17 protein-coding genes and 1 pseudogene are annotated in these 19,481 nt (G+C 71.9%); 6 read left to right on the top strand and 12 right to left on the bottom strand.

The features are described 5' to 3' along the window. Window positions 1-151: 151 nt before the first annotated feature. Window positions 152-388: pseudogene (locus OG430_RS22480) on the bottom strand (FtsX-like permease family protein); the annotation flags it as partial. Between the two features lie 79 nt (window positions 389-467). Here OG430_RS22480 and OG430_RS22485 point away from each other — a divergent pair. Beyond that, window positions 468-614 (top strand): hypothetical protein, encoded by a 147-nt coding sequence (locus OG430_RS22485; protein WP_327354358.1) that lies wholly within the window; start codon window positions 468-470, stop codon window positions 612-614. Here OG430_RS22485 and OG430_RS22490 read toward each other — a convergent pair. Beyond that, window positions 611-1,435 (bottom strand): NAD(P)H-binding protein, encoded by an 825-nt coding sequence (locus OG430_RS22490; protein ID WP_327354359.1) that lies wholly within the window; start codon window positions 1,433-1,435, stop codon window positions 611-613. The two genes, OG430_RS22485 and OG430_RS22490, sit on opposite strands and share 4 nt — an antisense overlap. 101 nt (window positions 1,436-1,536) lie before the next feature. Here OG430_RS22490 and OG430_RS22495 point away from each other — a divergent pair, with 101 nt between their 5' ends. Both OG430_RS22495 and OG430_RS22500 read left to right on the top strand, forming a co-directional pair. After that, window positions 1,537-1,986, top strand: a complete 450-nt coding sequence (locus tag OG430_RS22495; protein WP_327354360.1) for a winged helix-turn-helix transcriptional regulator — start codon at window positions 1,537-1,539, stop codon at window positions 1,984-1,986. Then, window positions 1,983-3,098 (top strand): DUF2786 domain-containing protein, encoded by a 1,116-nt coding sequence (locus tag OG430_RS22500; RefSeq protein ID WP_327354361.1) that lies wholly within the window; start codon window positions 1,983-1,985, stop codon window positions 3,096-3,098. The genes OG430_RS22495 and OG430_RS22500 overlap by 4 nt, the downstream gene beginning before the upstream one ends. A gap of 208 nt (window positions 3,099-3,306) precedes the next feature. Here OG430_RS22500 and OG430_RS22505 read toward each other — a convergent pair whose 3' ends face one another. The 4 genes from OG430_RS22505 to OG430_RS22520 all read right to left on the bottom strand — a co-directional run bounded on the left by OG430_RS22505 (window position 3,307) and on the right by OG430_RS22520 (window position 7,312). Beyond that, on the bottom strand, window positions 3,307-4,146 hold the full coding sequence (locus tag OG430_RS22505; protein WP_327354362.1) for a nitrilase-related carbon-nitrogen hydrolase: 840 nt from the start codon (window positions 4,144-4,146) through the stop codon (window positions 3,307-3,309). Between the two features lie 146 nt (window positions 4,147-4,292). Then, window positions 4,293-5,279: an aldo/keto reductase gene (locus OG430_RS22510; protein ID WP_327354363.1), complete on the bottom strand. Its 987-nt coding sequence runs from the start codon at window positions 5,277-5,279 to the stop codon at window positions 4,293-4,295. A 136-nt stretch (window positions 5,280-5,415) separates the two neighbouring features. Beyond that, window positions 5,416-6,690: a hypothetical protein gene (locus tag OG430_RS22515; RefSeq protein WP_327354364.1), complete on the bottom strand. Its 1,275-nt coding sequence runs from the start codon at window positions 6,688-6,690 to the stop codon at window positions 5,416-5,418. Window positions 6,691-6,796: 106 nt separating this feature from the next. Next, complete coding sequence (locus OG430_RS22520) at window positions 6,797-7,312, bottom strand: SigE family RNA polymerase sigma factor (RefSeq protein ID WP_327354365.1); 516 nt, start codon at window positions 7,310-7,312, stop codon at window positions 6,797-6,799. A 137-nt stretch (window positions 7,313-7,449) separates the two neighbouring features. Between OG430_RS22520 and OG430_RS22525 the strand changes: the two genes are divergently transcribed. The 3 genes from OG430_RS22525 to OG430_RS22535 all read left to right on the top strand — a co-directional run bounded on the left by OG430_RS22525 (window position 7,450) and on the right by OG430_RS22535 (window position 12,167). Continuing rightward, window positions 7,450-9,201, top strand: a complete 1,752-nt coding sequence (locus OG430_RS22525) for a bifunctional 3'-5' exonuclease/DNA polymerase (protein WP_442816536.1) — start codon at window positions 7,450-7,452, stop codon at window positions 9,199-9,201. Between the two features lie 211 nt (window positions 9,202-9,412). Further along, window positions 9,413-10,627 (top strand): glycogen synthase, encoded by a 1,215-nt coding sequence (gene glgA / locus OG430_RS22530; protein WP_327354367.1) that lies wholly within the window; start codon window positions 9,413-9,415, stop codon window positions 10,625-10,627. Window positions 10,628-10,727: 100 nt separating this feature from the next. After that, window positions 10,728-12,167, top strand: a complete 1,440-nt coding sequence (locus tag OG430_RS22535) for a cation:proton antiporter (RefSeq protein ID WP_327354368.1) — start codon at window positions 10,728-10,730, stop codon at window positions 12,165-12,167. Here OG430_RS22535 and glgB read toward each other — a convergent pair. The 6 genes from glgB to OG430_RS22565 all read right to left on the bottom strand — a co-directional run bounded on the left by glgB (window position 12,061) and on the right by OG430_RS22565 (window position 19,463). Further along, on the bottom strand, window positions 12,061-14,262 hold the full coding sequence (gene glgB, locus OG430_RS22540) for a 1,4-alpha-glucan branching protein GlgB (RefSeq protein ID WP_327354369.1): 2,202 nt from the start codon (window positions 14,260-14,262) through the stop codon (window positions 12,061-12,063). The two genes, OG430_RS22535 and glgB, sit on opposite strands and share 107 nt — an antisense overlap. A 137-nt stretch (window positions 14,263-14,399) precedes the next feature. After that, window positions 14,400-16,457: an alpha-1,4-glucan--maltose-1-phosphate maltosyltransferase gene (locus OG430_RS22545; RefSeq protein WP_327354370.1), complete on the bottom strand. Its 2,058-nt coding sequence runs from the start codon at window positions 16,455-16,457 to the stop codon at window positions 14,400-14,402. A 32-nt stretch (window positions 16,458-16,489) separates the two neighbouring features. Beyond that, window positions 16,490-17,257, bottom strand: a complete 768-nt coding sequence (locus tag OG430_RS22550; protein WP_327354371.1) for a MinD/ParA family ATP-binding protein — start codon at window positions 17,255-17,257, stop codon at window positions 16,490-16,492. Window positions 17,258-17,293: 36 nt separating this feature from the next. After that, window positions 17,294-18,547: a PP2C family protein-serine/threonine phosphatase gene (locus tag OG430_RS22555; RefSeq protein ID WP_327354372.1), complete on the bottom strand. Its 1,254-nt coding sequence runs from the start codon at window positions 18,545-18,547 to the stop codon at window positions 17,294-17,296. Continuing rightward, window positions 18,544-19,137, bottom strand: a complete 594-nt coding sequence (locus tag OG430_RS22560) for an ATP-binding protein (RefSeq protein WP_327354373.1) — start codon at window positions 19,135-19,137, stop codon at window positions 18,544-18,546. Before OG430_RS22560 ends, OG430_RS22555 begins: the two co-directional genes overlap by 4 nt. A gap of 14 nt (window positions 19,138-19,151) precedes the next feature. Further along, a complete protein-coding gene (locus OG430_RS22565) occupies window positions 19,152-19,463 on the bottom strand; it encodes an anti-sigma factor antagonist (protein ID WP_327354374.1) in 312 nt (103 codons plus the stop codon). Window positions 19,464-19,481: the final 18 nt, after the last annotated feature.

Below are 19,481 nucleotides of genomic sequence, written 5' to 3' on the forward strand. Positions count from 1 at the left end.
GTGGGTGGGAATCCGTCCGTCAAAGATGTCCTCAAACGCCGGACGGGCTGAAGAACAGCCGGACGGGCTGAAGGACAGGCGGGCGGGCTGAATGAGGGCCGGCGCGCGCTGGATGAGGGCCGGCGCGAGCTGGATGGGGCCACGCGAGCAGTCACGTGCTCAGCGCCACCGTCGGGTCCAGGCGGGACGCCCGGATCGCCGGGTACAGGCCCGCCAGCGCGCCGATCGTGAGGGTGGCCGTCAGGGCCGCCGCCAAGGACCAGGGCGGGATCACCGTGGTCCAGGCCTGGGCCCGGGCGAAGGCGAAGGTGGCCGCGGTGCCGAGGAGTGCGCCCGCCGCGCCGCCCAGTGCGGACAGGAGCAGTGATTCCATCAGGAACTGCGAGCGCCGCGGGGGAGGCCGCGACCGGGGTGACCAAGGGGCTGCACTGAAGCTGCTGCACGCCGGGCCCACGGCGGCCGAGCAGGTGACCGGGCTCACCACGCTGGTGCACGACGATCTGCCGATCAGTGCGTCCGGCGACGGCAAGAAGGTCACCGTCGCCCTCGGGGCGGCGAAGGTCGGGCCCGAACAGACCGGGCTGCTCGGCCAGTTGGGCAACCGGAGTTGCTAGCGGACGGCTTCCAGGTAGGCGTCCAGCGCGGGGCGGGGCTCGCGGCCGAGGAGGGTGCGCAGGGCGTTGTCCTCGATCCCGTTGCCCTCGATTGCTGTGCCGTCCATGAAGCCAGCGGCTATCGCCGAGTAGGTGCCGACGATCATCGGGACCTGGAAGTCCTTGAGCGCGCCCGAGGCGGACAGCGCGGCGCGGGCCTCGGCGAGGGTCGACGGCTCGTACGAACCGTCGACCGCCGCCGCCAGCTCGGCGCCGCCCAACGCCACTTCACCCACCAGCTCATAGACCTGGCCCGCGTGCGCGGCCGGGTCGAGGGCCACTCGTGCGGCCGCCTCCGCGAGGTCCGCGCGGGCCACCGCCGCGAGCCGGCCCTCGCCGAGCGGGGCCGCGATCGTGCCGTCGGGGCCGGGGGCGGCGATCACCGCGAGGAACTCCGCGTACAGGCCGTTGCGCAGCACCGTCCACGCGAGCGGCGACTCGCGCAGGCGGCGCTCGGTCCAGCGGTGGGCGAGGGCGTAGGTGAGGTGGTCGCCGTCGCCGCTGAGGCTGGTGTAGACGACGTGGCGTACGCCCGCCTTCTCGGCCGCCGATATCGCCGCCTCGTGCCGGGCCTGTACGACGTCGTCCTCGCCCTCCCCCGCCGAGATCAGGAGCAGCGTGTCCACGCCGGTCAGGTCGAGGGAGTCCGGGGCGTCGAAGTCGACGCGCCGCTCGACCGCGGAGCGCGGGGTGCGGGTGCCGAACACGACGTCGTCGCGGCCGGCCAGCTCCTTGGCAACGAGGGTGCCGAGTGCGCCCGTGGCGCCGGTGACGAGAAGCATGGAAGCCCCTTCCGAGGGTTGCCGCAGGTTGTGCCCGAGGTGTGTCCGGGGCGTGCTCCTATCCTTGACGGCGCGGCTCGATCGCATAAGGAGGCACTTCCATGTCAGCAGGGCACACCGCGGTAACCGCCCCCGCCCAGGTCACGGGCGAGGTCACGGGCGAGGTCATCGTCTGTGAGACGCCGCAGGACGAGTGCGGCGTACGCGACGTCCTGGACCGGCTCGGCGACAAGTGGTCGGTGTACGTGGTGGTCGAGCTGTCGAGCGGGAAGCTGCGCTTCAAGGAGTTGCAGCGCCGGATCCACGGGGACATCTCGCAGCGCATGCTGACCCTGACCGTGCGCAGGCTGGAGCGCGACGGGCTGGTCAAGCGGACCGTGTATCCGACGGTGCCGCCGCAGGTCGAGTACGAGCTGACCGAGCTGGGCCGCAGCATGACCCACCTGGTGAAGGCCCTCGCGGACTGGTCGATCGAACACCGTCCGGTGATCGCCGAGGCGCGGCGCGCGTACGACGAGGTCCAGGACGAGGCGAAGGCCGGGTCCGCGTGAGTGATGCCGTCGACCGGGCCTTCGCCGCCGCGCTCTACGCGGACGGCGACGACGGTCTGGACACGGGTGCCTCGCTGATAGCCGCCGCCGACCCGGCGACCGAGGCCGAACTGCTGCGTCGCGGCGAGGAGTTCGTACGGCGGGCGTGGGAGCGGGGCTGGGCTCCTGCCGATGTCGTACGTCTGGTCGCGCGCGAGCTCGACGAGACGCATGTCGATCTCGCCGCCATGCTGATCGTCCGCGAGACCGGGCGGTACGGCGAGAAGCTGCCGCCCCGCTGGGCCGGTCAGCTCGGCGACCTCGCGCCCGGGCCGGGGCCGGCCGACCGGTTCCTGCGCGCGACGGCGCTCCTTGAGCTGTACCGGCTGCTGCTTCGGCTGCCCGCGATCGAGGCGGTCGGGCCGGTGCCCGGCTCCCCCGTCCACGTACCGGCGTCCGTTCATGGGGAACCGAAGATGCTGGCCCGGATCCGGGCGCTGCTCGCCAAGGCCGAGGCGACCGGCTTCCCTCAGGAGGCGGAGGCGCTGTCGGCGAAGGCGCAGGAGCTGATGGCGCGGCACAGCGTCGACGAGGCGCTGCTCGCGCATCGGGCGGGGGCGAAGGACGTGCCGACCGCCTGCCGGATCGGGGTGGACGCCCCGTACGAGACGGCGAAGGCGATCCTGCTCGACGCGGTGGCGGGCGCGAACCGGTGCCGTGCGGTGTGGGATCAGGCGCTCGGGTTCTCGACGGTGGTCGGGTTCGAGTCGGATCTGGACTCGGTCGAGCTGCTGTACACGTCGCTGCTTGTGCAGGGGACGGCCGCCATGACCAAGGCGGAGGCGGGGCAGCGGGCCGGGGGGCGGAAGCGGACGAAGGCCTTCCGGCAGGCGTTCTTGATGGCGTATGCGGATCGGATCGGGCATCGGCTTGCCCGGACCTCCTCGGAGGCCGTTGCGGCCGAGGCGGGTGAGCGGCTTCCCGTGCTTGCGGCGCGGGAGGTCGCGGTTTCGTCGCGGGCCGAGGAGATGTTTCCGCAGACGCGGAGCACGCGGGTTCGGGGGGTCTCCGATCTGGCGGGTTGGGAGCATGGCGTGGCGGCTGCCGACCGGGCCCATGTGCAGGGTGGTTGACCGTCCCGGTCGGTTGACCGTCCCGGTCGGTTGACCGTCCTTGTCGGCTGACCGTCCTTGTCGGCTTCCGTCAAAGACTCGGGGCTCCGCCCCGGACCCCGTTCGCGCAGTTCCCCGCGCCCCTTGAAGACCAAAGACTCGGGGCCCGCCCCGGACCCCGTTCGCGCAGTTCCCCGCGCCCCTTATCGGCTGTTCCCCGCGCCCCTTGTCAGCTGTCGCCGCCCTCGTCGATCAGGCGGCGGACCTCTCTGTCCACCATGCCCAGGCGGGCCTCCGCCACCAGCGGGACCGCGCGACGCTGGCGGCGGGCCTCGTGGACGTCGATGTCTACCGTGACCAGGCCCGGCTCCCACTTGGGGGCCTGGGCGACGACCGTGCCGCGTGGGTCGACGACTCGGGAGCCGCCCCAGAAGGACGCGCCGTTCTCATTGCCTACGCGGTTCACGAAGACGACCCAGCACTGGAGCATCCGGGCCGTGTACGACAGGAGCGTGTCCCAGTACAGGCCCGTGCCCATCGCCTCCGGGTCGAGGCTGGCCGCGCTGTTCGTCGGGACGATGATGACCTCGGCGCCGTCCTGCACCGCCAGCCAGGGCAGCACCGGCTGCCAGGCGTCGTTGCACACCAGGGTCGCGGCCCGGCCGTGCCCGCCCGGCAGGTCGTACGCGCGCATCGCCTGGCCGGGGCTGACGTGCTTGCGCTCCTCCCAGGCCAGGTAGTTGGGCAGGTAGAGCTTGCGGTGCGGGTGCAGCAGCTCGCCGTTCGCGTAGTACGCCGAGGTGTTGTACGCCCGCAGGCTGGTGTGCTCGTGGAGGCCGACGATGACGTCGGCCCCCAGCGTCGAGAGCTCAAGCAGACGCGGGTCCTTGGCCTCGATGGACGTGTCCTTCTTCAGACCGCCCAAGTGGTAGCCGTGCAGGCTCAGCTCCGGGAAGACCACCAGGTCGGAGCCCTGCGCGACGGCCTGCTCGATCTGCTCCCTGGCGGTTTCGAGGTTCTTGTCGACCTCGCCGAGTTCACAGTCGGTCTGCGCAAGCGCGACGCGCATCCAGGCTCTCCTTCGTGCAGTTCAGGCTGATGTGCTGGGGTTCGTCCAGTATGTCAGCCCCTGCCTGTCCCAGCCCTCGTTCAGTCCTCTCCCGACCCTCTCCCGGCCCTCGCTCAGTCCTCTCCCGACCCTCTCCCGGCCCTCGCTCAGCCCGCCTCGTCCAGCTTGGCGCGCTGCTCCGCCGTCAGCTCCAGGTCGACCGCCGCCAGGCTCTCGTTCAGCTGGGCCACCGAAGAGGCGCCGACCAGCGGGAAGCACGGGACCTCGGCGCCGATCAGCCAGGCCAGGACCACCTGGTTGACCGTCGCGCCCGTCTCCTTGGCGACCATGTGGAGGGCCTTGAGACGGGTGTGCGTGCCGGGGTGCTCCAGCTCGTGGCCCAGCGTCTTGTCCGTGCGGACGTACGCGCCCCCGAGCAGCGGCGAGTACGCCACCAGGGCGAGGCCCGGCTCCTCGCGTACGTAGCTGAGCAGGTCGCCGCCCGTCGCACCCGGGGCGCCGTCGGGGCTCAGCTCGCTGGGCAAATCCATCCGGCGGCGCAGGTAGGTGTGGTGGTACTGCAGCACCTCATAGCCGGGCACCCCGGCCGCGGCGGCCAGATTGCGGGCCCGCTCGATGCGCCAGGCCCACTGGTTGCTGACGCCCAGGAGGCCGACGGTGCCCTCCCCCACGAGCTCGCCGAAGGCTTCGACGGTCTCCTGCTGGGGGGTGGTGTAGTCGTCGATGTGCGCGTAGAGCAGGTCCAGCTTCTCCACGCCGAGCTGCTCGCGGCTGCGCTCCGCGGACTCCCTGATGACCTTCGCGGACAGGCCCTCGGGGTTGTCGATGTATCCGGTGCCGGGGGCGAGCGGGCGTGCTCCCAGCTTGGTGGCGATGAAGATCTCGTCGCCGATGCCGCGGCTGCGGCGCCAGCGGCCGAGCAGCTTCTCGCTCTCGCCGCCCTGGGTGCTGTTGATCCAGAACGCGTAGTTGTCGGACGTGTCGATGAAGGTGCCGCCGGCTTCGACGTACCGGTCGAGGATCGCGTACGACGTCTCCTCGTCGGTGAGCGTCCCGAACAGCATGGCGCCGAGGCTCAGGACGCTGACCTCGCGGCGGGTGGTGCCGGCTCCACCGATGGTGCGGTATTTCATCCGAACTCCCCTCAAGTGGCCCGGTTTCCGCGGGCCTTGAGGGGAGTCTGGATGCTCGCGTGCACTTCAACGCAAGCCCCGGCGGGGCGGCTCTTGCGGCGAGCGTGCGTGCCAGCGGGGGTTCAAAGACAGGCTCTTACGCGCCCACCTTCAGCCATGCCTTGCTGGTGGCTATCTCGACGAGCGCCCTCAGGTTGAGCGCCGGGGTCTCCCGGGACGGGGCCGACTTCTGGTCCGCCGCGTTGAACGCGCTCACCACCACCCGCAGGCCGTCCTGGCGCAGGGTGTCGGCGGTCCACATCTGCACGCCCTCGATGCCCTTGTCGCCGGGGCCCTGCCGGGTGGTGAACAGCGTGGTGCCGTCCGGGGTCGTCTCCGCGTCCTTGAAGAGCTCGCCCGCCACGTCGTCCATGCCGGGCTGCACATTGACCTGGACGTAGCTCTTGCCGTCGCCGTCGTCGACCACGAGATACGCCCACTCGCCGTCGCCGCCCCGGTCGGTGACCTTGAAGCCCTTGGGGAGCAGGCCCGCGAGGGTCGCCGAGATCTTGGCGTTGTCCGCTGCGGGCGGCGCCTCCGTCTGGCCGGGGGTGCCGCCCGGCTTCATCCCCTTGGGGTCCTTGGGTATGGCCTGCAGCGTGCGCTGCCACTCCTTCGCGGTGACCACGGACTGCAGTTGGGCGACGGAGAGCGGCGGGTTGGGGCGGGTGATCGGGGAGTCCTTCTCCGCCGCCGCGTTCCACTCGCTCATGTCGATCAGATAGCCGTCGTCCCTGACCAGCGTGGCGCGCCAGTTCTTGGTGTCCACGCGGCGGTCCGGGTACTCATAGCCCTTGAAGAGCATGAGCTGCGAGCCGTCGGGCAGCGTCTTGCTGGAGCAGAAGTCGTACTCCACCAGCGTGTTGTCCGGGCACTCGGTCATCTCCCGGGCCTGCTCGCTGTCCGGGTCGATGCGGCTGAAGCTGATGCCCATGGCCGCCTTGCCGTGCCCGTCGTCGAAGACGCCGGACGCCATCGGGCCCAGCTCGTCCGCGGAGCCACGGGCCGACTCCAGCTTGAACTTCCCTTGCGGAAGCAGGGACTTGAAGACCTTGGCCACCTCGCGGGCGCCGGGCGCGGGCGTCTTCGCCGTCGCGGCGGAGCGCGAGCTCGCCGCCGGGCCTGCCGCCGGGCTCCGGTCGCCGCCGTCGAGCGCGCCCGGGACGAGCAGCGCGCCGCCCACGCCCACCGCGGCGATCGCCGCGACGCCACCGGTGATGGCGGCCCGACGGCGGTACCTGAGCCGCCGACCGCGGGTATGGCCCGCCTGGGTCAGGGCGAGGGTGTCGGGCCTGAAGGTGTCGCCGGTCTCGCGCAGGGCTTCGGCGAGGTGCTGCTCAAGAGGGGTGCGGGAGTCGTCGTCCACGGACATTTGAACCACCGTTTCGGGCAGAGGAGTTGAGGGGTCAGGGCAGGCAGGGCCGGCAGGGCGTTGCACAGGAAGTCGAGTGGGGCGTGCGGTGGCGGCAGCCGGGGTGTCAGGGCCTGGCGAGCTCGCCGATGCTGTCGCCGAGCAGTGCGCGCAGCTGGGCCAGCGCCCTGGTGGAGCGGGTGCGCACGGCGGCCGAGCTCGTGTGCAGGGCGTCCGCGGTCGCCTCGATGGAGCGGTCCTCCCAGTACCGCAGGACCACCACCGCGCGGTCCTTGGGGGACAGCTGCCGCAGCGCCTCGATCAGGGTCAGCCGCAGCGCGGGGTCGCCGGACACGCCGAACTCCGGTCCGGCATCCGGAAGTTCACCGGTCGGGGCCTCGGCGCTGCTGTGTCTGCGGCGCTGCGTCAGGAACGTACGTATGAGAACGGTCTGGGCATAGCCCGCCGGGTTGTCGATCCGGTCGATGCGCGTCCAGGTGACATACATCCGCCCGAGGGTCTCCTGCACGAGATCCTCGGCGAAGTGTGTGTCCCCGCCCGTGAGCAGGCATGCCGAGCGGAAGAGGTGCCCGGAGCGCGCCGCGGCGAACTCCAGGTAGGCCTCCGTGCTGGCCTGTCTCATATGCGTCCCCGTCCCCCCCGCCCCCCGACCGGCCGTCCGGACCCGCCGCACGACCGCTTACACCTCATTGACGCGATGACCGCGCCGAAATGTTTCATGCGAATCGGAAATGCTTCCGCCGCCTGGCCAGCGGGTCGATGTCAGACCCCCCTGCCACACTCGCAAACGTGAGCGGACGCATGCTGCTGGCCCCCGCGGAGGAGGGCGACGGAGCGCTGCTCGTCCCCGTGGACGGGGCCGGGCAGCCGGTCGGTGCTGCCGTCGAGGAGCCGGATCTCGTGGCGGCCGTCCGGGCGCGGCCCGAGGTGGTGCGGTGGGTGTGGCGGTCGACCGCCGAGGTGTACCCCCGGCTGCTGCGGGCGGGCGTGCGGGTCGAGCGGTGTTACGACATCGAGGACGCGGAGCTGCTGCTTCTCGGCCACGAGGGACGGCTCGGCGAACCCCGTTCGGCCGCCGCGGCCTGGGCCCGGCTGCACCGGCAGGCCGTACCCCCTGATCCCCCGCAGCGCGCGGCCGAGCCCGGCTCGCAGTCCTCGCTGTTCGAGCCGAAGGCCGTGCCGCTGCCCGTGGAGGCGCTGCTAGAGGTGTACGCGGACCAGCTGCGGCGGCACGACGCGGCGGCCGACCCGGCCCGGATGCGGCTGCTCACGGCGGCCGAGTCGGCGGGGATGCTGGTCGCCGCCGAGATGAACCGGTCGGGACTGCCGTGGAGCGCCGAGGTCCACCGCGAGCTCCTGCGCGAACTGCTCGGCGAGCGGTACGCGGGCGGGGGTCGGAACTCGGGCGGGGGCGAGCCGCGCCGCCTCGCCGAGCTGGCGGACGAGGTGTCGGCCGCCTTCGGACGCAGGGTGCGGCCGGACCTGCCCGCCGAAGTGATCAAGGCCTTCGCGGGGGCCGGGATCAGGATCAAGTCGACCCGGCGCTGGGAGATCGAGGAAATCGACCACCCGGCGGTGAAGCCCTTGATCGAGTACAAGAAGCTGTACCGGATCTGGGTGGCGCACGGCTGGTCGTGGCTGCAGGACTGGGTGCGCGAGGGGCGGTTCCGGCCCGAGTTCCAGGCGGGCGGCACCGTGACCGGTCGCTGGACGACCAATGGCGGCGGGGGCCTGCAGATCCCCAAGGTGATCCGCCGCGCGGTGGTCGCCGACCCGGGCTGGCGGCTCGTGGTGGCGGACGCCGACCAGATGGAGCCGCGGGTGCTTGCCGCGATCTCCCGCGATCCGGGCCTGATGGAGGTCGCGGGCCGGCCGACGGACCTCTATCAGGAGGTCTCCGACCGGGCGTTCTCCGGCGACCGGGACATGGCCAAGCTCGCGGTGCTCGGGGCGGTGTACGGGCAGACGTCGGGGGACGGCCTGAAGAACCTCGCCCTGCTGCGACGCCGCTTCCCGCGCGCGGTGGCGTACGTGGACGACGCGGCCCGTGCGGGCGAGGAGGGGCGGCTGGTGCGGACCTGGCTCGGCCGCACCTGCCCGCCGGCGCCGGGTGCGGGCGCCCAGGAGGAGGCGGGAATCCCGCAGGAGGAGGCCGCGAATCCGGCAGGGTCCGTCGACCGGGAGTCGGAGGAGTGGCTGCCCGGGTACGCCTCGCCGCCCGGCCGGGCACGCGGGCGGTTCACGCGGAACTTCGTCGTGCAGGGCAGCGCCTCGGACTGGGCCCTGCTGATGCTCGCCGCGCTGCGGCAGTCGCTCTGGGACCGGTCGGCCGAGCTGGTCTTCTTCCAGCACGACGAGGTGATCGTGCACTGCCCCGAACAGGAGGCGGACGCCGTGGCCCTGGCGATACGCGAGGCGGCGGAGCTGGCGGGGCGGATCGCCTTCGGGGACACACCGGTCCGCTTTCCCTTCACCACGGCAGTGGTGCGGTGCTACGCCGATGCGAAGTGAAGTGAACTAGGCGTCCGGCCAACTCTCAGCCCACTGCAGCCATTTCGGCAATCTCGCCGACGCGCCTTCTCGCTAACGTAATTCCAAGGGCCCTCCGGCCGCACTCAATTCCCCGCTGCCACGCGGGCGGAGGGCCCCATCACACCAGGCCAGCCCGCACAGGGCGGGGCCGGTGAAGGGAATCGCAGGAACTCGACCTCAGGAAGTACTCATGACCGCAGCGCCGAATGCACCACGCGTCGATCTGCTCACCAAAGAGTTTCCCCCCGAGGTTTACGGGGGCGCCGGAGTTCATGTCGCCGAATTGTCAAAGGAGTTGCGCGGACTGGTTGACCTCCGGGTGCGCTGCTTCGGCGAACCGCGTCCCGAACCGGGCGTCCTCGCGTACCGCGAACCGCATCTCGCGGACGGCGCCAACCCGGCGCTGCGCACGCTCGGCGCCAATGTGGAGATGGCGGCCGCCTGCGCGGGCGCGGACCTGGTGCACAGCCACACCTGGTACGCGAACGCGGCGGGCCGGCTCGCGCAGACGTTGTACGGCATTCCGCACGTGGTGACGACGCACAGCCTGGAGCCGCTACGGCCCTGGAAGGCAGAGCAGTTGGGCGGCGGGTACGCGCTGTCCTCGCTGGTGGAACGCGGCGCCCTTGAGCACGCCGACGCGCTCATAGCCGTCTCGCGCGGGATGCGGGACGACATCCTGCGGGTCTACCCGGACGTCGACCCGGCCCGCGTGCACGTCGTGCACAACGGCATCGACACGGACGCGCACCGCCCCGATCACGGCACGGCCGCCCTGGAGCGGCACGGCATCGACCCGGACCGGCCGATCGTCCTCTTCGTCGGCCGCGTCACCCGCCAGAAGGGCCTGCCCCAGCTGCTCCGGGCCGCCTTCGAGCTGGACGCCGACGCCCAGCTGGTGCTCTGCTGCGGCCAGCCCGACACCCCGGAGATCGCGGCCGAAACGGCGGGCCTGGTCGAGGAGCTGAGCCGGGTCAGGAGCGGTGTCGTACGCATCGACGGCATGCTCGACCAGGTCTCCCTGCGCCAGCTGCTCACGCACGCCACGGTGTTCGTCTGCCCTTCCCTGTACGAGCCCATGGGCATCGTCAACCTGGAGGCGATGGCCTGCGGCACGGCGGTCGTGGCCACGGCCACGGGCGGCATCCCGGAGGTGGTGGCCGACGGGGAGACGGGGCTGCTCGTCCCCGTCGAGCAGGAGCAGGACGGGACGGGCACCCCGCTGGACGAGAAGCGCTTCGCCACCGACTTCGCGGCCGCGGTGAACGCCCTGCTTGCCGAGCCCGCCCGCGCCGAGGCGCTGGGCAAGGCGGGCCGGGTCCGGGCCGAGGAGCACTTCGGATGGGACCGGGCGGCGCAGAAGACGCACGCCATCTACCGCTCGGCGCTGGGGGGCGAGGTATGACGTGGGGCTTGTGGGGGAAAACGGGCCGCGATAGCGGACATACCGGGCGGGATTGGGCCCCTTTCCCCCCACTAGGCGCACCTCAGGTGGTGGGCGCCCCGTGAGCCCCGATTCGCTCGGCCTCGACGCCACCACCCGCTTCCTCCTGGGCCTCGCCTGCCTCCTGCTGCTCACGCACGCGGCGGGCCGGCTGGCCCGTCGGGTCGGGCAGCCCGCGATCCTCGCCGAGCTTGCGGCGGGGGTGCTGCTCGGGCCGGCCTTCCTCGGCGAGCTGGCACCGGGAGCGCACGAGCTGCTGTTCGGGCCTGAGGTGTTGCCGCTGCTCGACGGGCTGGCCCAACTCGGGCTCGTACTGCTCGCCTTGCAGATAGGGCGGCTGCTCGTGGCCCCGGTGGCGGGTGTGGCGCGGGCGGGGGCCACGGTCGCGACCGTGAGCGCCTTCTCGTTCCTGGTGCCGCTCGCCGTCGGCGCGGCACTCGCCCCCGCCCTGACCGGCGGACACCCCGGCCCGGTGGACTCGCCCCTCGGCCGGGCGCTCTTCCTGGGCTGCGCGCTGAGCATCACCGCGCTGCCCGTCCTGGCCCGGCTGCTGCAGGACGAGGGGCTCACCCACACTCCGGCCGGGCGGATATCCCTGGCCGCGGCGGCCGTCGGCGACGCGGCGGCCTGGTGCGTGCTGACCGCGGCGCTGGTCGTGGCCGGGTCGGTGTCCGCGGTGCGGCTGCTGCCGGCCGCGGCGGGGGTGGTCCTCGTGGCGGTCCTCCTGCGGTGGCACCGGTCCCGCCGTACCCGGGGATCGGGCACGCTCGACCTGGCCGTCCTGGTCGCCGGGGCGCTGCTCGCCGCCGGGGCCTCCTCGGCGGCCGGGCTGCACCAGCTGCTCGGGGCGCTGCTCTTCGGGTACGTGTGGCAGCGCGGCCGACCGCAGCACAAGCAGGGCCAGGCGAAGGGGCAGGAACAGGGGCAGAGGCAGGAGCAGGAGCAGGAGCAGGGCCAGGCGAAGGGGCAGGGGCAGGAGCAGGCCGACGACCCCCTGGACCGCATCGCCCCCTTGGGCGCCAAGGTGCTGCTGCCCTGCTTCTTCCTGGGCTTCGGGCAGAAGCTGGACCTGCGCGCGGTGGAGTGGAGCGGCGGATTCCTGCGCCTGGTCCTCGTGCTGCTCCTGATCGCCGTGGCGGTCAAGTCCGTGAGCTGCGCCGTCGCCGGGGTCCTGCGCGGACTGCCGAGGCCGGAGTGGCTGCGGCTCGCGGTGCTGATGAACTCGCGCGGCCTCACCGAGATCGTGGTGCTCTCGGTGGGCTACGACGCCGGGCTCATCGACCGCACGCTCCTCATCGCCCTCACCCTGGTCGCGCTCCTCACGACCGGGATGGCGGGCCCGGGGCTGCGGCTCCTCGACCGCCACATACCCGCCGGGCCCGCCGGAACGGAGGTCAAGCAGGCCGCAGCCACACCGCCCCCAGCGGCGGCAGGGTCAGCTCCGCACTCCGCGCGAGCCCCTGCCACGGCACGTCCTGAGCGGCGATCCGCCCGGAGTTGAGGGCCCCGCCGCCGCCGTACGCCACCGCATCCGTGCTCAGCACCTCGGTCCAGTCGCCGCCCGCCGGGAGGCCGACGCGGTAGTGGTGGCGTACGCCCGGCTGGAAGTTGAAGACGCAGACCAGCGGGCAGCCTGCGGCGTCGTACCGGACGAACGAGTACACGTTGTCCTGAGCGGCGTCGGCGTCGATCCACGTGAAACCGTCCGGGCTCGCGTCCCGCTCCCACAGGGCGGGCAGCTCCAGATAGCGGCGGTTCAGGTCGCGCACGAGGTCGCGCACGGCCTCGTGGGGCGCGTACCGGGAGACGCCCCAGTCCACGCCCGCCTCGTGCGACCACTCGCTGTCCTGCGCGAACTCCTGGCCCATGAAGAGGAGTTGCTTGCCCGGGAAGGACCACATGAAGGCCAGATAGGCGCGCAGGCCGGCGAACTGCTGCCAACGGTCGCCGGGCATCTTCCCCAGTAGGGAGCCCTTGCCGTGCACGACCTCGTCGTGGCTGATCGGCAACATGTAGTTCTCGGCGTACGCGTACACCATCGGGAAGGTCATCGCGTGGTGGTGGAACTGGCGGTGCACGGGGTCCTCGGCCATGTAGGACAGCGAGTCGTGCATCCAGCCCATGTTCCACTTCAGGCCGAAGCCGAGGCCGCCGTGGTCGGTGCGGCGGGTCACGCCGTCCCATGCGGTGGACTCCTCGGCGATGGTGAGGGCGCCGGGCGAGCGGCGGTAGACGGTGGCGTTCATCTCCTGCAGGAACTCCACCGCGTCCAGGTTCTCCCGGCCGCCGTACTCGTTCGGCAGCCATTGGCCGTCGGCGCGCGAGTAGTCGAGGTAGAGCATGGAGGCGACGGCGTCCACGCGCAGGCCGTCGATGTGGAACTCCTCGCACCAGTAAGTGGCGTTGGCGACAAGGAAGTTACGGACTTCGGTGCGGCCGAAGTCGAAGACGTACGTTCCCCAGTCGGGGTGTTCGCCGCGGCGCGGGTCGGGGTGTTCGTAGAGCGGGGTGCCGTCGAAGCGGGCCAGGGCCCAGTCGTCGCGCGGGAAGTGCGCGGGCACCCAGTCGACGATGACGCCGATGCCGGCCCTGTGCAGGGCGTCGACGAGGTGGCGGAAGTCGTCCGGGCTGCCGAGGGCCGCCATGGGGGCGAAGTAGGAGGTGACCTGGTAGCCCCAGGAGCCGCCGAAGGGGTGCTCGGCGACCGGCAGGAACTCGACGTGGGTGAAGCCCAACGCCTTGATGTACGCCGGGAGTTCGAGGGCGAGATCGCGGTAGCCGAGGCCCGGGCGCCACGACCCGAGGTGCATCTCGTACACACTCATCGGCGCCTGCTCGACCGGACGTGCGCCGCGCGCCGCCAGCCAGTCCGCGTCCTGCCACTCGTAGTGCGAGGTCTCCACGATCGACGCTGTGCCGGGGGCGGACTCGGCCGCGCGAGCGAGGGGGTCGGCCTTCTGGATCCAGTCGCCGTCGCGGGTGAGCAGCTCGTACTTGTAGCGGGTGCCGTCGCCGACGCCCGGGACGAACAGCTCCCAGATGCCGCTCGCGCCGAGGGAGCGCATCGGGTGGGCGGCGCCGTGCCAGTGGTTGAAGTCGCCGATCAGGCGGACGGCGCGGGCGTTCGGGGCCCAGACGGCGAAGGTCGTTCCGGTCACCGGGGCCCAACCTGCCGTCACTTGCCCGGTGTTGGCGCCGAGGACCTGCCAGAGCTGCTCGTGGCGGCCCTCTCGGATCAGGTGCAGGTCCAGTTCTCCGAGGGAGGGTGGGAAGCGGTAGGGGTCGTCGTGGACGAAGAGGTCTTCGCCGTAGCGGGCGGCGACGCGGTAGTCGGGTATCTCGGTGGTGGGGAGCAGGCCGGTGAAGACGCCTCCGGCCTCGTGCGTCAGCTCGGCCAAGGGCTCGCCCTCGGGGGTCATCAGCTGGACTGCGTCCGCGAGGGGGCGTAGGACGCGGACGGTCACCCCGGTGGGGCCCGGGTGGGGGCCCAGCAGGGCGTGCGGGTCGCTGACCTCGCCGGTGGTGAGGCGCTTGAGGTCTGTGGGGGCCAGCGGCGGGGCTTTCAGGGCGAGCGGCGCCGGGGTGGGGCTTGCCATGCGTTCAGCGCACTCGGCGCCTTCGTGCTGTGCCCACCCGTTCCGCCCTGCGGAACGATTGCCCACAGCGGTGGCGGTAGCGGTAGCGGTAGCGGAACGACTGCCCACAGCGCGGGGAGCGGAGGGGTCGGTGAGGGTCACGACTGGGAGTTCCTGTCCGTGGTCGACGTGAAGATGTGGGCCACCTGCTGCTGTGGATCGAGGCGTACGTAGTTGTCGCGGGCCCAGTGGTACGTCTCGCCGGTGAGTGCGTCGTGGGCGTCGAAGGTGTCGGCGCGGTCGAGGCCGAGGGCCGGCAGGTCGAGGGAGACGGTGGCCTCGCGGACGCTGTGCGGGTCGAGGCTGAGGACGACCAGGACCCAGTCGTCGCCGTCCTCGGTCACGGAACGCTTGGAGAAGGCGACCACCGCGTCGTTGTCCGTCCGGTGGAAGCGCAGGTTGCGCAGCTGGTGCAGGGCCGGGTGGGCGCGGCGCAGTTCGTTCAAGGTGCGCAGGAGCGGGGCCAGTGAGCGGCCCTCCGCCTCGGCCGACTCCCAGTCCCTGGGCCGGTACTGGAACTTCTCCGAGTCCAGGTACTCCTCGCTGCCGGGCCCGGCCGGCACGTTCTCGTACAGCTCGTAGCCCGCGTACACCCCCCAGGTCGGCGCCGCCATGGCGGCGAGCACAGCCCGGACCGCGAAGGCGGGACGGCCCCCGTACTGGAGGTAGGCGTTGAGGATGTCCGGGGTGTTCACGAAGAGGTTGGGTCGCAGATAGGCCGCGCTGTCCTCGCCGCCCAGGCCCGCCAGTTCGCTCAGGTACGACTCGACCTCGTCCTTCGAGTTCCGCCAGGTGAAGTACGTATAGGACTGGTGGAAGCCGGTCCGGGCGAGGGCGTGCATCATCGCGGGGCGGGTGAACGCCTCGGCCAGGAAAAGGACATCGGGGTCGGTCGTGTGCACGGCCTCGATGAGGCGCTCCCAGAAGGCGACCGGCTTGGTGTGGGGGTTGTCGACGCGGAAGATGCGTACGCCGTGATCCATCCAGTGGCGGAGGACGCGCAGGCATTCGTCGTGCAGGCCGTCCGGGTCGGTGTCGAAGTCGATGGGGTAGATGTCCTGGTACTTCTTCGGCGGGTTCTCCGCGTAGGCGATGGTGCCGTCCACGCGGTGCTTGAACCACTCGGGGTGCGCCTCGACCCAGGGGTGGTCGGGCGAGCACTGCAGGGCGAAGTCGAGGGCGATCTCCAGGCCCAACTCGCCTGCGTGGGCGACGAATGCGTCGAAGTCCTCGATCGTTCCCAGGTCGGGGTGGATCGCGTCGTGGCCGCCGTCGGCCGAGCCGATCGCCCAGGGCGAGCCCGGGTCGTGCCGGCCGGGAGTGAGGGTGTTGCCCGCGCCCTTGCGGTGGGTGGTGCCGATCGGGTGGACGGGCGGGAGGTAGACGACATCGAAGCCCATGTCCGCTACGGCGGGCAGCCGTTCGGCGGCCGTGCGGAAGGTACCCGAGCGCGGGGCGCCGAGCACGCCGTCGGCGTCCCGGGTCGCGGGCAGGGCGCCCTCGGAGCGCGGGAAGAACTCGTACCAGGCGCCGTACAGGGCCCGCTCGCGGTCGACCCGCAGCGGCAGTTCGGGCGAGCGCGTCACCAGGTCGCGCAGCGGGCGGGCCGCCAGATGGGCGGTGACCACGGGGGTGAGGGCGGCGGCCAGGCGCTCGTCGGGGGTGAGGTGTTCGTCGCCGATGAGGTCGAGGGCGCGCTTCAGGACCGATACGGCGCCCGCGGTCTCGGCCTCGTCCAGGGCGCGCTCCAGGAGCAACGCACCTTCGGTGAGCACCAGTTCGGTGTCGAGGCCGGCCGGTATCTTCACCTCGGCGGTGTGCCGCCAGGTGGCGACGGGGTCGGTCCAGGCCTCCACCCGGTACGTCCAGTCGCCCTCGCGGCCGGCGCGGATCTGCGCGGCATAGCGGTCGGTGCCGGGGGCGAGGAGCCGCATCGGGGTCCAGTCGTCCACCGCCACCCCGTCCGGGCCGGTGAGCACGACATTGGCGCCCACCGCGTCGTGCCCCTCGCGGAACACGGTCGCCGACACCTCGAAGGTCTCCCCCGGCACGGCCCGGGCGGGGCGGCGGCCCGCGTCCACCTGGGGGCGTACGTCCACGATGGGGATGCGGCCGACGGTCGCGCCGAAACGGTGGGCGGCGGGCGTGCCTTGCATGGTCTTGCCTCCTGTTGAAGTTCCCGGCGCGCTCATCGACGTATCCCTGAAGTCCCGTTGCTCACTGCGGAGATGATCCGGCGATAGCCCGTCACCAGCGGATGCTGCGGATACGCCGTGCTGAACAGCCGCTCCCCCGCGAGCACCGACATCTCGGGGGCGTACGGCAGGACCGCCGTGAGGCGGGTGTCATAGGCGGACTCGACCTCGCCGCGCAGCCGCTCGCCGATCCCCCCGTCCGGCACCATGTTCACGGTGACGCTGAGGCGGTGACAGCCGAGGCGGCGGGCGAGCGCCATGGTCTCGCGGGCGCCCGCGAGGTCGAGGCGGTCGGCGCGGGTCATGATGACCAGGGCGTCGGCGCTGGCCATCGCGGTGACCGTCTCGTTGTTGAAGCCCGCGTGGGTGTCCAGGATCAGGACGTCCAGGGCGAGCGAGTCGATGAGCCGGTCGAAGCCCTCGCGCAGCAGGCCCACGTCGTAGCCGCGCCCCATGATCTCGTTGACGCCCGCGGCCCGGCTGCGGGCCGGCACCAGGAACAGCCCGTCGTGCCCCGCGTCCGCCCGCGCCGGGGCGGCGGCGTCCTCGATCTCGCAGCGGCCCATCAGGTAGTCGGTGAGCGAGCGGCGCACCGGGGCCCCCGCGGGGCCGAACATCACGTCCAGGCACGGCGTCTGGATGTCCGTGTCCACCAGGGCGACCCGGCGGCCCGCCGAGGCGAGCAGCAGCGCGAGGTTGGCGGCCGTGCTGGATTTGCCCGTTCCTCCTCGGTAGGAGTGCATGGTGATGATCTGCGACATGGTGTCCCTGAGTGAGAGAAGAGAGAGGCGAGCCGGTCAGTCGGAGGCCGGGTCGGTGGCAGGGGGTCGCCAGTGCACGGCGAGCATGGTGATGTCGTCGGACTGTTCCGCCGGGCCGACGAACTCGCCGAGCGCCCCGTCCATGTGGTCGAGCAGTTCCTCGCCGCGCACCGCGGCCGCCGTCAGGTGCTTGAGCATCTGGTCCTCGCCGAAGAACCGGCCCGACGGCGAGCGCGCCTCGGTCACGCCGTCCGTGTAGACGAACAGCGTGTCGCCGGGGCTGACCTGCGCGTACCCGAGGGAGAAGCTGACGTCGGGGATCACTCCGACGGCCGGTCCGGTGGGTTCGAGGAGCACCGGTTCGCCGCCGGAGGCGCTGACCAGGACCGGCGGGTTGTGGCCGCCGTTGATGTAGACGAGGTTGCCGGTGAGCGGGTCGAGTACGCCGAAGAACATGGTGGCGAAGTAGCCCTGCCGGATGTGGTTGCGGGTGAGGTAGTTGTTGGTGCCGACCACGGCGTTGAGCAGCGGGGTCGCGCCGACCACGGGGATGGCCCGGCTCTGCTCCTGCCAGACCCCCGCCGTCTCCTCGCCGAGCAGATCGGCGGCGATCAGGCTCTGCAGCCCGGACTGCTCGGCGGTGTGCCGCAGCAGGCTGCGGATCAGGGCCATGAACAGCGCGGCCCCGACGCCCTTGTCGCAGACGTCGGCCACGACGAGCGCGAGCCGGCGCCGGTTGGCCAGCTCGAACACGTCGTAGAAGTCCCCGGCGACGGTCCGCGCGGGACGGAAGCGGACGCTGATCTCCCAGTCGTCGGGCTCGGGCAGCGAGTCGGGCAGGAAGCCCAGCTGGATCTCCCGGCCGATCTCCAACTCCCGCTCGTAGCCGAGCAGTTCGGCGGTGGCGGCGACGTCCTCGATGGTCCGGCTGATCTCCAGGCGCTCATGGCAGCTGCGCAGCCGGGCCCGCACCAGCTCGGGGTGGAAGGGCGGCACCAGATACTCGGAGCCCGCGTTCACATGGCCGCCGAGCAGATGCAGATCGTGCTCCGCGAAGGCCACGACGGTCGGCTGCTGCCCCTCGTCGTCGAGGCGCCGGGCGACCGCGCGCACGCTGTGCGGGGACAGGCCCGCGTGCGCGAGGAGCACCTGGGTGTCGGGCAGTTCGCCGGTCGGCATGGTCAGTACGTCGCCGGGGGTGCGGACCCGTACGTCCGCGCCCACGGTCTGAAGGGCCTCGGCCAGCGCCGGGGGCGCATGGCGGTGTTCGTCGAGGAGCAGCACTTTCATGGTGTTCGTCTCCGCTGTTCCTGGGCCGGGGCCGAGTCCTGGACCCCGGCCGCCGAGGACCGCCGCATGGTGAGGGTGCTGACGTTGCGGCCCGCCACCAGCTCGTAGTCGAAGGTGTCCACCGAGGTGAAGGCGAGGTAGACGCCGAGCCCCCCGATCTCCCGCTGCTCCAGCGGCATGTCCCGGTCCGGGGCCCGCATGCCCTGCCGCGGGTCGAAGGCGGGGGCGTCGTCCACGAACCGGACCCAGACCCGGTCTGCCTCGATCCCGCCGGCCACCGAGACCCGGCCGCCCGGGATGTCCCGGTAGCCGTGCATGACGATGTTGGTCGCCAGCTCGTCGGCGGCGAGCCGCAGCCGGTACAGGGCACTGTCGGCGAGCCCGGCCTGCCCGCCGAGCCGCAGCACGAACTCGGCCACCCTGTCGAGCTCGGCGAGCTCGGCAGGCACGGTGATCGCGGTCGCGGTCGCGACCGTGAGCGGGGGCCACTCGGGCTCGTACCGGACACAGGCCTCGGACCGTACGCGGCCCGCCGGGCCGGAGACGGCCCGGACGCCACCCTCGGACGCGGAAACGGAATCGAAAGCCATCTCCCCGGTCCCCCTCAGGCGTCGACTAGATCGATGCTGTGGTCGAACCCGGCCAGCCTGATGGTCCGCGCCACCGGCTCGGCCGCGCCGACCACGGCGATGCGCACCTCGTCGCCCATCTTCTGGCGGGCCACGACCAGGGAGCGCAGTCCGGCGGAGGCCAGATAGGTCAGGTTCTCCGCCCTGATCACCAGCTCGATCGCGCCGAGCTGCGCCGCCTCGTCGATCACGTCGTGGAAGCGGCCCGCCGTGGAGGCGTCCAGCTCGCCCTTGAGCTCGATGCTGGCGACCTTGTCGTTGATCCTGAGCCGTACGTCGAAAGACATGGGAGTCCCTTGCGTAGA

It is taken from the genome of Streptomyces sp. NBC_01304 (assembly GCF_035975855.1).
GTDB lineage: Bacteria > Actinomycetota > Actinomycetes > Streptomycetales > Streptomycetaceae > Streptomyces.

Excerpts from the sequence above, each read along its gene's own strand:
- OG430_RS22490 (WP_327354359.1), bottom strand. The coding sequence starts at position 1,435 with ATGCTTCTCGTCACCGGCGCCACGGGCGCACTCGGCACCCTCGTTGCC.
- OG430_RS22495 (WP_327354360.1), top strand. The coding sequence starts at position 1,537 with ATGTCAGCAGGGCACACCGCGGTAACCGCCCCCGCCCAGGTCACGGGC.
- OG430_RS22505 (WP_327354362.1), bottom strand. The coding sequence starts at position 4,146 with ATGCGCGTCGCGCTTGCGCAGACCGACTGTGAACTCGGCGAGGTCGAC.
- OG430_RS22510 (WP_327354363.1), bottom strand. The coding sequence starts at position 5,279 with ATGAAATACCGCACCATCGGTGGAGCCGGCACCACCCGCCGCGAGGTC.
- OG430_RS22515 (WP_327354364.1), bottom strand. The coding sequence starts at position 6,690 with ATGTCCGTGGACGACGACTCCCGCACCCCTCTTGAGCAGCACCTCGCC.
- OG430_RS22520 (WP_327354365.1), bottom strand. The coding sequence starts at position 7,312 with ATGAGACAGGCCAGCACGGAGGCCTACCTGGAGTTCGCCGCGGCGCGC.
- OG430_RS22525 (WP_442816536.1), top strand. The coding sequence starts at position 7,450 with ATGTCAGACCCCCCTGCCACACTCGCAAACGTGAGCGGACGCATGCTG.
- glgA (WP_327354367.1), top strand. The coding sequence starts at position 9,413 with ATGACCGCAGCGCCGAATGCACCACGCGTCGATCTGCTCACCAAAGAG.
- glgB (WP_327354369.1), bottom strand. The coding sequence starts at position 14,262 with ATGGCAAGCCCCACCCCGGCGCCGCTCGCCCTGAAAGCCCCGCCGCTG.
- OG430_RS22545 (WP_327354370.1), bottom strand. The coding sequence starts at position 16,457 with ATGCAAGGCACGCCCGCCGCCCACCGTTTCGGCGCGACCGTCGGCCGC.
- OG430_RS22550 (WP_327354371.1), bottom strand. The coding sequence starts at position 17,257 with ATGTCGCAGATCATCACCATGCACTCCTACCGAGGAGGAACGGGCAAA.
- OG430_RS22555 (WP_327354372.1), bottom strand. The coding sequence starts at position 18,547 with ATGAAAGTGCTGCTCCTCGACGAACACCGCCATGCGCCCCCGGCGCTG.
- OG430_RS22560 (WP_327354373.1), bottom strand. The coding sequence starts at position 19,137 with ATGGCTTTCGATTCCGTTTCCGCGTCCGAGGGTGGCGTCCGGGCCGTC.
- OG430_RS22565 (WP_327354374.1), bottom strand. The coding sequence starts at position 19,463 with ATGTCTTTCGACGTACGGCTCAGGATCAACGACAAGGTCGCCAGCATC.